Source organism: Ensifer sp. BR816, assembly GCF_000378985.1.
Taxonomy (GTDB): Bacteria; Pseudomonadota; Alphaproteobacteria; order Rhizobiales; family Rhizobiaceae; genus Sinorhizobium.
Window position 1 is genome coordinate 3297589 of record NZ_KB905370.1, and the last position, 12965, is coordinate 3310553.

The 12965-nt window shown below is 64.9% G+C and carries 11 protein-coding genes; 8 read left to right on the forward strand and 3 right to left on the reverse strand.

Annotation, left to right across the window (positions count from 1 at the left end; translation table 11 throughout):
• Window positions 1-9: 9 nt before the first annotated feature.
• From RHIBR816_RS0115750 to RHIBR816_RS0115770, 5 genes are all read left to right on the forward strand, one after another.
• A complete protein-coding gene (locus RHIBR816_RS0115750; RefSeq protein ID WP_018237529.1) occupies window positions 10-366 on the forward strand; it encodes a cupin domain-containing protein in 357 nt (118 codons plus the stop codon).
• Entirely contained in the window at window positions 366-488 is a 123-nt protein-coding gene (locus tag RHIBR816_RS38880) for a hypothetical protein (protein ID WP_018237530.1), read from the forward strand. The genes RHIBR816_RS0115750 and RHIBR816_RS38880 overlap by 1 nt, the downstream gene beginning before the upstream one ends.
• 441 nt (window positions 489-929) lie before the next feature.
• On the forward strand, window positions 930-2393 hold the full coding sequence (locus RHIBR816_RS0115760; protein WP_018237531.1) for an aldehyde dehydrogenase: 1464 nt from the start codon (window positions 930-932) through the stop codon (window positions 2391-2393).
• Between the two features lie 19 nt (window positions 2394-2412).
• Window positions 2413-3456 (forward strand): tartrate dehydrogenase, encoded by a 1044-nt coding sequence (locus tag RHIBR816_RS0115765; protein WP_018237532.1) that lies wholly within the window; start codon window positions 2413-2415, stop codon window positions 3454-3456.
• A 15-nt stretch (window positions 3457-3471) separates the two neighbouring features.
• A complete protein-coding gene (locus RHIBR816_RS0115770; protein WP_018237533.1) occupies window positions 3472-4929 on the forward strand; it encodes an NAD-dependent succinate-semialdehyde dehydrogenase in 1458 nt (485 codons plus the stop codon).
• A gap of 51 nt (window positions 4930-4980) precedes the next feature.
• Here RHIBR816_RS0115770 and RHIBR816_RS0115775 read toward each other — a convergent pair whose 3' ends face one another.
• From RHIBR816_RS0115775 to RHIBR816_RS0115785, 3 genes are all read right to left on the reverse strand, one after another.
• Entirely contained in the window at window positions 4981-7113 is a 2133-nt protein-coding gene (locus RHIBR816_RS0115775) for an adenylate/guanylate cyclase domain-containing protein (RefSeq protein ID WP_018237534.1), read from the reverse strand.
• A gap of 294 nt (window positions 7114-7407) precedes the next feature.
• On the reverse strand, window positions 7408-8685 hold the full coding sequence (locus RHIBR816_RS0115780) for an FAD-binding oxidoreductase (RefSeq protein WP_018237535.1): 1278 nt from the start codon (window positions 8683-8685) through the stop codon (window positions 7408-7410).
• A gap of 12 nt (window positions 8686-8697) precedes the next feature.
• Entirely contained in the window at window positions 8698-9366 is a 669-nt protein-coding gene (locus RHIBR816_RS0115785) for a haloacid dehalogenase type II (protein WP_018237536.1), read from the reverse strand.
• A gap of 322 nt (window positions 9367-9688) precedes the next feature.
• On the opposite strand from RHIBR816_RS0115785, the gene RHIBR816_RS0115790 reads away from it, so the two are divergent.
• From RHIBR816_RS0115790 to RHIBR816_RS0115800, 3 genes are all read left to right on the forward strand, one after another.
• The gene (locus tag RHIBR816_RS0115790; protein WP_018237537.1) at window positions 9689-10525 is read left to right on the forward strand and encodes a GNAT family N-acetyltransferase; all 837 of its coding nucleotides are present in this window, start codon (window positions 9689-9691) and stop codon (window positions 10523-10525) included.
• 13 nt (window positions 10526-10538) lie between these two features.
• Window positions 10539-11912 (forward strand): aspartate aminotransferase family protein, encoded by a 1374-nt coding sequence (locus tag RHIBR816_RS0115795; protein ID WP_018237538.1) that lies wholly within the window; start codon window positions 10539-10541, stop codon window positions 11910-11912.
• Between the two features lie 279 nt (window positions 11913-12191).
• Window positions 12192-12908, forward strand: a complete 717-nt coding sequence (locus tag RHIBR816_RS0115800; RefSeq protein WP_026187046.1) for an HAD-IA family hydrolase — start codon at window positions 12192-12194, stop codon at window positions 12906-12908.
• Window positions 12909-12965 lie beyond the last annotated feature (57 nt).

Here is a 12965-nt window from a genome sequence, read left to right on the forward strand (position 1 = left end):
AGGAAAGCCATGTCTCTTCTGAAGAAAATCGACACCGATCCGCAGTTCGAGCCGAAGCGGGCGACGCCGACGCCTGAGCGGCTGATTTCCGGCAACCCGTCCTTCAAGACCTGGGCGCAGGACGTCGCCCGCGACGGCATGATCAATACCGGCGTCTGGGAAGCGACGCCGGGCGAGACCCGCTCGATCAAGGGTGAGACATTCGAGTTCTGCCATATCATCGAGGGCGTCGTCGAACTGACGGAAGAAGGTGGTGCGGCTCCGGTCACCTACCGCGCCGGCGACAGCTTCGTGATGAAACCCGGCTTCAAGGGCGTCTGGCGAACGGTCGAGACCGTGCGCAAGATTTATTTGACGGTCGGCTGATGGCGGCATTTCGGGATCTCCAGCACCAGGAGATCCCGGGGGACGGCTACTGGCTCAGCATTGCCCGTAGCCGGCTCAACCTCAACCTGATCCACAGGCATCTTGCCTATGAAATCTCCTAGGCTCTCGGTTCCGATTGCGCTCTTTTCTGCGCCCTCGCCGTCTTCGCCATCTCCGCGACCTCTTCACCCTGCCCGCTGATCGCGGGCGAGGATTTGCCGCCGAGTTAGCAAAGGACATCCGCCAGCATGCCGAACCCGATCACCTGCGGGGGGCTTGGGAATGGCTCTCTCGACAGGCTCGTCGCTGTGGCGATTTCGATGGGCCGGTCGCCCGCCCTTTTCAGCCACGCACCGCGATGCAAGCCGTCATGGCAACCTATGACGTCCGTCCTGCCTCGCCTTCGCAAAGCCGTCCCTCGCTAGCCTCGCGACCGAATACACGGCCGAAGATTGCGCTGAAACGCTCCCGTCAAACAGCGTATTCGATCATCGCCATCGGCACAGTCGAGTGAAACTGCCGGAAAACCGCCGCTAATCTTGCCCGGAAGGCAAGGAGCAGCGATGACCCTCAGTTTCAATCCCGATATGCTCGAACTCCCCAAGGGCCATTTCATCGGCGGCCGCTACGTGCCCGCGGCCGGCGGGCTCGCCATGCATCGCCCTTCCGATGGCGTCGCCTATGCCGAGTGCCCCATCGCCGGCGAAGACCTGGTCGATCAGGCGGTCGCGAGTGCGCGGCGGGCCCTGAAGGAAAGCGGCTGGTCGGGTCTGCGTCCGCGCGAAAGAACGCGAGCGCTTTCGCGCTGGGCCGACCTGATCGAAGCGGAAGCGGCGACGCTTGCTCGACTCGAGGCGGTCGCCTCCACCCGCCCCGTCGCTCATCTCGTCGATGGCGATATTGCCGTTACCGCCGAGCAGATCCGCTTCTTCGCCGAATTCGCCGACAAGGAAGGCGGCGACCTGGTGCCGACCGACGACGACAATCTCGGAATGATCGTGACCGAGCCCTATGGCGTCGTCGGTGCGATCACGCCCTGGAACTTTCCGATCTCGATGGCCGGCTGGAAGCTCGGGCCGGCGCTCGCCGCCGGCAATGCGGTCGTCTTGAAGCCGTCCGAGATGACGCCCTTCTCGACGCTCTATCTCGCCGAGCTTTCGGTGCGCGCCGGCCTTCCGGTCGGTCTCGTCAATATCGTGCTCGGCGACGGGCCGACCACCGGCAATGCCATTACCGGTCATCCAGGCATTGCCAAGGTGAGCTTCACCGGCTCGACGGCGGCCGGAACGGCGATCATGGAAAACGTCGCCCGCACCGGCATCAAGCCGATGACGCTCGAACTCGGCGGAAAAAGCCCGCAGCTGGTCTTCGCCGATGCCGATCTCGACCGCGCCGCAGAGGCGATCGCCCGCAACATCACCGCCAATGCCGGCCAGGCCTGCGTCGCCGGTTCGCGGCTCATCGCCGACCGGAAGATCGCCGAGCGCCTGACCGCGGCGATCGTCGGGCACATGTCGGCGATCCAGCCCGGACCGACCTGGGACGAGGCAAGCCAATATTCTCCGATCATCTCCGAGCGCCAGATCGGCCGCATCGATGCGATCGTGCGGAGAGCCGCGGCGGCCGGCGGCGAATGCCTGCTCGGCGGCCGGCAGCTTGAGCGGGAGGGCTATTTCTACGCGCCGACGCTGATCGCCGGCGTCGACCAGTCCTCTCCGGCCGTGACCGAGGAGATCTTCGGGCCGGTGCTGACGCTGCAGACCTTCGACGACGAGGAGGAAGCGTTGGCGCTCGCCGACCACCCGACCTACGGGCTCGCCGCCGGCGTTTTCACCCGTGATCTGTCGCGTGCCGTGCGGGTAACGCGCCGGCTCGAGGCGGGAACCGTCTGGGTCAACCGCTACGGCCGCTCGCGCGACCACATCCTGCCGACCGGCGGCTACAAGAGCTCCGGCATCGGCAAGGATCTCGGCCGCGACGCCTATCTCGCCAACCGCCGCAGCAAGAGCGTGCTGATCAATCTGTGAAAATGGGGCACAGACGAAGATGAAGAGCTATTCGATCGCATTGATCCCCGGAGACGGCATCGGCAAGGACGTGACGGCCGCCGCCTGGGAGGTGCTGGAGAAGGTCTCGGCCCGGTCGGGCTTCGCGCTGGGGGCCACGGCTTTCCCCTGGTCCTGCGCCTATTACAAGGAGACCGGGGTGATGATGCCGGCCGACGGCATCGAGACGCTGCGCGACTTCGACGCCATCCTGCTCGGCGCGGTCGGCTGGCCGGCGGAGGTTCCCGACTCGGTGTCGCTGCACGGGCTGCTGCTGCCGATCCGCAAGGCCTTCGTGCAGTACGCCAATATCCGACCTCATCGTCTGCTGCCCGGCGTCGAAGGTCCGCTGACGGCACGCAACTTCGACATCCTCTGCATTCGCGAAAACACTGAGGGCGAATATTCGGGCGCCGGCGGCCGCGTCCACCAGGGCACGGCGGACGAGGTCGCGGTCGAGACCTCGATCTTCACCCGGACCGGTGTCGAACGCATCCTCCGCTTCGGCTTCGAGCAGGCCCGCGCCCGGCGCGGCAAGCTCGCCTCGGTGACGAAGTCGAATGCGCAGAAATATTCGATGGTCTTCTGGGACGAGATCACCGGGCGTCTTGCCGGGGAATATCCGGATGTGACGGTCGCCAGCTACCACATCGACGCGATGGCCGCCCGCATGGTCATGGCGCCGGAAAGCCTCGACGTCGTCGTCGCCTCCAATCTCTTCGGCGACATCCTCACCGATCTCGGTGCGGCCATCCAGGGCGGTCTCGGCTTCGCGGCCTCCGCCAACATCAATCCCGATCGCAGCGCCCCCTCGATGTTCGAGCCGGTGCACGGATCGGCGCCGGACATCGCCCATCTCGGCATCGCCAACCCGATCGCCGCGATCTGGTCGGCGGCGATGATGCTGGAGCATCTCGGCGAGGCGGCCGCGTCGGAATCGATCATGGCGGCGATTGCGGCGGCCACTGCCGCCGGCATCGGCACAGTGCCCGGCAAGGACAGAACGGAATTCATCACGGCCGCGGTTCTTGCCGCGCTCGACTGATCACAGGGGAACGACATGCTGAAGTTGAACGACAAGGACCTTTTCCGCCAGGCCGGCCTGATCAATGGCGCATGGATCGGCGCAGCCTCCGGAGAGGTCGTCGAGGTCATCGACCCCGCGTCTCAGGACGTCCTCGGCACGGTCCCGGACATGGGGACGGATGAGACCCGGGCTGCAATCGAGGCAGCCGAAGCCGCCTTCGGGCCGTGGAAGAAGAAGACCCATGCCGAGCGCGCCGCGCTGCTCGAACGCTGGCACGCGCTGATGATCGAAAACCTCGAGGACCTGGCGCTGCTCCTCACCCTGGAGCAGGGCAAGCCGCTCGACGAAGCGCGCGGCGAGATCCGCTATGGCGCGGCCTTCGTCAAATGGTTCGCCGAGGAGGCCCGCCGCATCGGCGGCCACACCATCCCCTCGCCGACGGCGGACCGTCGCATCGTCGTGCTCAAGGAAGCGGTGGGCGTCTGCGCCATCGTCACGCCCTGGAACTTCCCGAACGCGATGATCACCCGCAAGGTCGCCCCGGCGCTCGCCGCCGGCTGCACCGTCGTCATCAAACCCTCGGAATTCACGCCGTTCTCAGCGCTCGCCCTCGGTGTGCTTGCCGAGCGCGCCGGCATTCCGGCCGGCGTCATCAACATCGTCACCGGCATGCCGACGAAGATCGGCGACGAATTCATGGCGAACGAGACTGTCCGCAAGATTTCCTTCACCGGATCGACGCGTGTCGGCTCGCTCTTGATGCGCGGCGCCGCCGACAGCGTCAAGCGGCTCTCGCTCGAGCTCGGCGGCAATGCCCCGTTCATCGTCTTCGACGACGCCGATCTAGACCTTGCGGTGGAAGGCGCGATCGCCTCGAAGTTCCGTAACGGCGGCCAGACCTGCGTCTGCGCCAACCGCATCCTGGTGCAGGCGGGCGTCTATGACGCCTTCGCGGAAAAGCTCGCCGCCCGCGTCGACGCCATGAAGGTCGGACCGGGGACCGAGCCAGGCGTCGAAATCGGCCCGATGATCAACGAGGCTGCGATCGCCAAGATCGACCGCCATGTCGAAGATGCGCTTGCCAAGGGCGCGAAGCTCGCAGCGCGGGGCAGATCCGTACCGGAGGGCCGGCAGTATACGGCCCCGCTGGTGCTCACCGGCGCCACCACCGAAATGCTGCTCGCCAGCGAAGAGACCTTCGGCCCGGTCGCGCCGCTCTTCCGCTTTGAGACCGAGGAGGAGGCGATCACGATCGCCAACGGGACGCCCTTCGGCCTCGCCGCCTATTTCTACACGGAAAGCCTGAAGCGCTCCTGGCGGGTCGGCGAAGCACTGGAATTCGGCATGATCGGCCTCAACACCGGCGCGATCTCCACCGAAGTCGCGCCCTTCGGCGGCGTCAAGCAATCCGGCCTCGGCCGCGAGGGCGCGCAATGCGGCATCGACGAATATCTCGAAATGAAGAGCTTCCACATCGGCGGGCTGGCGTGACCAGCTCGGGGCATGGGATGGAGAGGCTGGCAGGCATGGCGCTTCCTAATTCTATAATCGCAGGAGCCATGCCTCTACCTTCCCCTTGCCCTTGACGTCGATTGCGCCGCGCGGTTCGAAGACGAACTGGTCTTTGAGCTTTTCGTAGACCGCGCGCGTAACCTGGATCGATCCGGGAATGCCGCCTGCCTCCATCCGGCTCGCGAGGTTCACCGTGTCGCCCCAAAGGTCATAGATGTATTTGCTCTTGCCGATGACGCCGGCCACGACCGGGCCGGTGTTGATGCCCACCCTGATGCTAAACGAGGCGTTGTGCTCCAGGGCGTGCTCGCGGGTAATGTGAACCATGCGGATGGCCATGCGGACCATACGCTCGGCGTGGTCGGCCGCAGGCACGGGCAGGCCGCACACCGCCATATAGGCATCGCCCACCGTTTTGATCTTTTCGACACCGAGATCGTCAGCAGCGGCATCGAAGCGGGTGAAGAGCCCATTGAGCAGGGTCACGACCTCCTGCGGCGGCATGTCAGACGTCAGCTCGGTGAAGCCGACGATGTCGGCGAAAGCGACGGTGACCTCCGCGAAGCCGTCGGCAATCCTCACTTCGCCACTGCGCAGCCGGTTGGCAATCGGCGCCGGCAGCACATTCAGCAGCAGTTGCTCGTTCTCGCGATTCTTATCCTCGATCGCGACGTTCTTCTGTCGAATATCCTCGACCATGCTGTTGAAGGCCGAGCAGAGTTGCCCGATCTCGTCGCCGGTGCGGACCGGGACGCTCGCCCCGTAGTCGCCGGCGGCGAAACGTTTCACCCCGGTGGTGAGCTCGCGCAGCGGCTCCAGCAGCGCGCGCGAAAGCCACGCCGCCGCGGCAGCCACCACCAGCGCCGCCAATCCCCCGACAACCATCAGATCCCGGCGCAGTCGGTCGATCGGCGCGAAGGCCTCGGCGCTGTCGATCTTGGCGACAAGCGCCCACTTGACGTCGTCAATTGCGAGCGGCCCCCACGAAGCGAGCGTCGGAACGCCACGATAGCCGGTGATCTCGCCCGTACCCTCGACACCCGCCAGCCCAGCCCTGGTGGCCTGGGTGTCGATGCGCTGATGCAGCACCGGTGTCCCGTAGCGGCGGATGGCTGCTATCTCGTCTTCGGGGGTGCCTACGCTCTGAAGTCCGGCGAAATAACCGTCTCGATTCTCGTAGAACGCGCGCGGGGCCGAGCGCACGAGATAGTCGGGCCCGACGAGATATGCCTCGCCCGTGTCGCCAAATCCGTCCTGCCGCCAACGGCGACTGCCGGTGACGACGTTGTCGATCTCCTCGTTCGACAATTGCGCGACCAACACGCCGATGACGACGCCCTTGTCGATCACCGGAGCCCCCAAAAAGGCGATCGGCGCACCGCCCGACGGCTCATAGGACGCGAAATCCGCAAGGCAGGAGGCCGACTGGTCGGGGGTCAGCGAGCAGCGGGCGACAGCAGCTGCGACGTTGGAGCGCCGGTAGGGACCGAACTGGAGGGAGGTGGTGAAGTCCGTCTCCTTCTGAACGGTATAGATCAGCCGCCCCGATTTCGGATCGGCCACCATGAAGTCGAAGAACCCAACCGTTGCCGCCGCCGCTCGCATCATCGGATGGTAGATGGCGTGCAGACGACTGTATTCGCTGCCGTCGCCGGCGTCGTCGACAAGCCCGCGCCGATCGGCCGGGTTGGGATTGGCCACGATGTAGTGATACTGCAGATAGTAGGGGGCGCCGCCGACCGGCAAGTAGTCCGACAGGGCCGGTTTCCTGCCCTGTATGGCCGTTATCTGCGGGATGAAATTCTCGGCATACCACTCGCTGACCTTCTGGCTCAATTCGGATGACACGCCTGCCCGGTCGAGCTGTTCGACCGCGGCGCGGAACTCGCGTGTCGATTCGACCACCATCTTCGAGGTGGCAAGCAGGCGCAACTCGGCCTGGATCGTGCGGAAGTAGGTTTCGATCTGCCGTGCCTTGGTCTGCCGCGCTGTCGTGAGCTGGTCGAAGATGGCCTGTTCGAGGGCCTCGCGGGCGCGGAAGTAACCGAGCACCGCAGTCAGCAAGACGGCGACCGCGCCAAGCAGCGCGAGAGTCGTGAACAGCTTTGCGGCCAGGCCCCAGCGCGCGGGGCGCGGTGTGCCGGTCACGCCTTTGAAAGACATCCTCGACCTCTAAACCACAACGCCAAACGTCGCGCAGATATCAGCGGCGATCACAGCCGCACGTCGACAAGACCCTCTCCGGTCGCGGTTCGGTCAGACCATCGCCCGCAACATCTGCTTCCGATGACAGATGCTACCGGACTCGCGACCCGATGACAGCGCTTTTTTTGGTCCGGCAGAGACGCGTCGCCCGTTGGGGTATCCGCGTCGGGATCAAGCCGCAGATTTTCAGCGCTACAGCGCCGCGCGGGCGGCCCCGACGAGGACTTGGCAGGCGCGGCTTGGCAGCGCTCGTTACTGCACCCTGTCGAGCATCTTGTAGTACATGCCGACCAGAGGCAGGAACCATGGCTTGCCGAAATGCCCGGGCACGGCCGGCCATGCGAGGTCCTTGACCGGGTTGCGATCGGCCTTGCCGAGAATGGCGTCGGCGATCAGCATGCCCATATGGGTCGACATCTGCGCCCCGTGGCCGGAATAGCCCATGGCGTACCAGAGCCCGTCGGTAAATCCCGCCCGCGGGAAACGGTCCTTGGTCATGTCGACGAGGCCGCCCCAGCAGTAGTCGATCTCGACCTTGGCGAGATGCGGGAAGATCTCGGCGAGGCTCGCACGCAGGATGGCGCCGCTCTTTTCGTCGGAGCGCTGGTCCGAGGTTGCCGAGAACCGCGCCCGGCCGCCGAAGATCAGCCGGTTGTCGGGCGACAGCCGGAAATAGTTGCCGATATTGAGCGAGGTGACGCAGGTGCGGTTGCCGGGCATCGTCGCGGCAATCTCGGCCTCGGTCAGCGGCTTGGTTGCGATAATGAAGCTGCCGACCGGCACGATGCGGCGGCGGAAATAGCCGAAAGCGCCCGTCGTATAGGCGCCGGTCGCCAACAGCACCGTATCGGCCGTCACGCTGCCGCGCGGCGTCGTCAGTTCCTGCTTGCCGCCCGATTGGCGCCGCCCGGTGACCGGGGCATTCTCGACGACGATCGCCCCGTGGCGGACGGCCGCATCCGCAAGACCGACGACGAAGCGGCCCATATGCATCATGGCGCTTTTCTTCGACAGCATTGCACCGTGGAAGCAGTCCGAGCCGACCTCGCTCTTCAGATCATTTTTCGTCAGAAGCGCCGTGTCCGGGTCGACCTCGCGGTTCACCACCTCGAAGTTCCGGGCGATCGCCTCGAAATGCTGCGGCTTCGAGGCGAGCTTCAGCTTGCCGGCACGCCGGAAGCTGCAGTCGATCCCCTCCTCCGCCACGATGCGCTCGATCGTGTCGACGGAGGCGTCATAGGCGCGGTAGAGCGCCGCCGCCCGCTCGGGTCCAAGTTCCGCCTTGGCGGCGACGAAGCTGTGGGCGATGCCGTTGTTGAGATGGCCGCCATTGCGGCCGGAGGCGCCCGATCCGACCGCCCCCGCCTCCAGCACGATCACTTTCGCGCCGGCCAATGCAAGCTGACGTGCAGCTCCGAGCCCCGTGAAGCCGCCGCCGATGACGGCGACGTCATAGTGGCCCTCGACCGGTGCGCGGCTGCCCATTTCAAATGGGCGAGCCGTATCGTGCCAGTAGGACTTGAGCTGCATGGCCATCTCCTGTCAGAGCCCGACGACGCCGGGCAGGCCGGAAATATCCTTGATTTCCGTATATCCATAGAAGGGATTTGCCGGCTCGTGGCCTCGGTTGACCCAGACCTTGTTCTTGATGCCGAGATCGTGCGCGGACATCAGGTCGTAGCGGAACGAGGACGAGCAGTGGAGAATGTCCTCCGGGCCGCAGCCCAGCATGTCGAACATATATTCGAAAGCCTTGAAGCGCGGCTTGTAGGCCTGTGCCTGCTCGGCTGTGTAGACCGCGTGAAAGGGAGCACCGAGTTTCTCGACATTCGACATGATCTGCGAATTCATAGCGTTCGACAGGATCACCAACGGGATCTCTTTGGCGACCTTGGCGAGGCCGGCCGGAACGTCCGCATGCGGACCCCAAGTCGGCACTCGCTCATAGACGACACGGGCGGCCTCGTCGCGGAATTTTATGCCGTTGCGCTTGCAGGTGCGTTCCAGCGAATTGTGCACCACTTCCGCATAGGGCTTCCAGTCGCCCATGATCTCGTCGAGGCGATAGGCGGCAAAGTTCTTGATGAACTCGGCCATGCGCGGTTCATCGAGCTGCTCACCGTAAAGGTCGCGCGCCGCCTCGGCCATCTGGAAGTTGGTCAGCGTGCCGTAGCAGTCGAAGGTGATGTATTTCGGACGGAAGCTCGCCATGCGCATTTCTCCTCTTCAATGACGCGATCCGGAATGTCTAAGAAGGATCATAGGCAAGCGTCCGCCCATCGACCTGCGTGTTTTGGCATGGATCGAAGCAGATTGTACCGTATCCGCGGCTGGCTTTGGCACATGGTTGTGTGCCCTTGCCGTCCCGCTGGACGCCTTCCCGCCCGGCATCGGCCTTTCCCGGAGCCCTGACGGCATAAGATGCGGCGACCCGCCGAAGCAAAGGTATAAGATACCGCCCCGAGCGCCGCCTTCGGGCGATCTGCCGGTCGGCTCTCCGTAACACTTGCTGCAGGAAATCAAGGACCCTTTCATGCAGCCAAGTCAGATCGAACTTGCCCCCTTCGGCTCCGAGCACCTGGAGAGTGCCGTGCGCCTCTCCCGCCAGGCCGGCTGGCCGCACCGGCCGGAGGACTGGCAGATGGCGCTGGCGCTGAGCGAGGGCGTCGTTGCTCTCGAGGCCGGCCGGGTCGTCGGAACCACATTTGTGACCGCCTATGGGAACGACTGCGCCACGATCAACATGGTGATCGTCGACGAGGCGATGCGCGGTCGCGGCCTCGGCCGCGGCCTGATGGATGCGGCCCTGCGGATCGCCGGTAACCGCCCGCTCCGGCTGGTGGCGACGGCGGACGGCCTGCCTCTTTATGAAAAGCTCGGCTTCCGCGAAACCGGTACCGTTCTGCAGCACCAGGGCATCGCGAGAGCGCTCGCCGGCGCCGCTCAGACCGAGCCGGCGACCGCAGAAGATACTGCCGCGATCGCCGCGCTCGACAGCGTCGCCTTCGGTGCCGATCGCCGGGATCTGATCGCTTATCTCGCCAAGGTCGGCGCGTTCGCGGTCATCCGCCGCAGCGGCCGCGTCGTCGGCTTCGCCGCCCTGCGCGCCTTTGGTCGTGGCGATGTCATCGGGCCCGTCGTTGCTGCAAATGTCGACGATGCCAAGGCGCTCATAACCCATTTCATCGCAAGGCGTACCGGCCAATTCGTCCGGGTCGATACCACCGCGGACACCGGCCTCGCCCCGTGGCTCGCCGACCAGGGACTTGGCCATGTCGGCGGCGGGATCGCCATGGAAAGGCCGTCCGTTGACCGCGCCGCCGACCGCGCGGCTTTCACCTTCGCCCTCGCCAACCAGGCGCTCGGCTGATCTGGAGATTTAGATGTACAGCAATTCCCTCATCGAACTCGATCGCGCCCATCTGGTCCACCCGGTCGCCTCCTATCGCGGCCACGAGCGGGTCGGCGTGCGCGTCCTCAAATCCGCCAAGGGCGCCACCGTGACCGATGCCTCGGGGCATATGATGATCGACGGTTTTGCGGGCCTCTGGTGCGTCAATGCCGGCTACGGTCATGAATCGATCGTCGAGGCGGCGGCCCGGCAGATGCGTGAACTGCCCTATGCCACCGGCTATTTCGGCCTCGGCTCCGAACCGGCGATCCGGCTTGCGGCCGAACTGGCGGACCGGGCGCCGGGCGACCTCAACCACGTCTATTTCACGCTTGGCGGATCGGACGCCGTCGACAGCACGATCCGCTTCATCCGCTACTATTACAATGCGCAGGGACGGCCACAGAAGGACCAGTTCATCTCGGTCGAACAGGGCTATCACGGCTCTTCGACTGTCGGTGCGGGCCTGACGGCGCTGCCGGCCTTCCATGCGGGCTTCGGCGTGCCGTTCGCATGGCAGCACAAGATCCCTTCGCACTACGCCTATCGCAACCCCGCCGGAAGCGAGCCGGCCGCAATCATCGCCGCTTCGGTCGCTTCACTGCGGGCCAAGGTCGAGGCGCTCGGTGCCGATCGGGTGGCGGCGTTTTATGTCGAGCCTATCCAGGGCTCGGGCGGCGTGCTCGTGCCGCCGCCCGGCTGGATGAAGGCGATGCGCGACCTCTGCCGTGAACTCGACATCCTGTTCGTCGCCGACGAGGTGATCACCGCTTTCGGCCGTACCGGCCCGCTCTTCGCCTGTAGCGACGAGGACATCGTCCCCGACCTGATGACCACCGCCAAGGGGCTCACCTCCGGCTACGTCCCGATGGGCGCCGTCTTTCTCTCGGACAAGGTCTACGACACGATCGCCGATGGCGCCGGTGCCGCTGCCGTCGGTCACGGCTACACCTATTCCGCCCATCCGGTCAGCGCCGCCGTCGGCCTCGAAGTGCTGCGCCTTTACGAGAACGGGCTTCTGGAAAACGGCGTCAGGGCCGGAAAGCGGCTGATGGCAGGACTGCAGAGCCTCGGCGATCATCCGCTGGTCGGCGATGTCCGCGGCCGCGGCATGCTGGCCGCGATCGAGCTCGTCACCGACAAGGAAGCCAAGACGCCGCTTCCCGCCGCGGCAGAGCCGGCGCGGCGCATATTCGACCGTGCCTGGGACAATGGCCTCGTCATCCGCGCCTTCGGCAATGGCGTTCTCGGCTACGCGCCGCCGCTCTGCTGCAGCGAAGCGGAAATCGACGCCATCGTCGAGCGCACGCGGCTGACGCTCGACCAGACTTTGGAGGACCCCGACGTCCGCGCGGCCCTCGCCTGAGATCCGGCATCCGGTCGCACGAAGAGCGGATCGGCGGTCGGAACGGCGAAATACCGGTTTATTCTCGTATTCGCAATTTTGTGCCGCGATCCTTCTGCCATTCAGAGAATCCGGCGAGCCGATGCTGCGAAACTGTATGGGTTAAGGGGCGCAGGAATGCCCGGGAAAGCAGGTTTTTCCCGAATTTTGCCGGCGCCATCGGCCAGTTGAGAACAGCATTTTCTTCTGATGCAGCCCAGCGCGAGCGAACTCCGCCCGCGCCAAATCGAGGAAAGAGACTTGGCAAAGACCTTCGCGGATTTCAAATATCTCACCTTCGATGTCGTCGGGACGTTGATCGACTTCGAGGGCGGCATCAAGGATTGCCTGGCCGGCATCGCCACGGAAGTGGGTGTCGCGGTTGATGGCGAAGAGGCGCTGAAGCTCTACCGCGCGGCGCGCTATTCTGCCGATGCCGACCTCTTCCCCGACGATCTGGTGCGCGTCTATCTCGCCATTGCTCCGGAGCTCGGTCTTCCCGTCGAAGCAAAATATGGCGAACGACTGCGTGATTCCGCAAAAGATTGGAAAGGCTTTGCCGACAGCGCCGAGGCGCTTGCCCGGCTTGCCAAGCGTTACCGCCTTGTCGCCATGACGAACGCCCGGCGCTGGGCCTTCGAGCATTTCTCCCGCGAGCTCGGCAATCCCTTCTACGCCGCCTTCACAGCCGACGACACGGGCACGGAAAAGCCCGATCCGGCTTTCTTCGAGAAGGTCTTCGCCTTCGTCGCATCAGAAGGGAATTCGAAGGACGACATCCTCCACGTCGCCCAGAGCCAGTATCACGACATCGGCATTTCGCGGAAACTCGGGCTGACCAATTGCTGGATCGAGCGGCGTCACGCGCAGCAGGGCTATGGCGGCACGATCGAACCGGCCGAGTTCACCAAGCCCGATTTTCATTTCACCTCCATGGCGGGCCTTGCCGACGCCGTGGAGAAAGTCAAGGCCGCCTGAAAGGGAGCGAAGCATTCCACCTGAACCCCGTATGCAAAGAAGACGGGGCGATCCGAC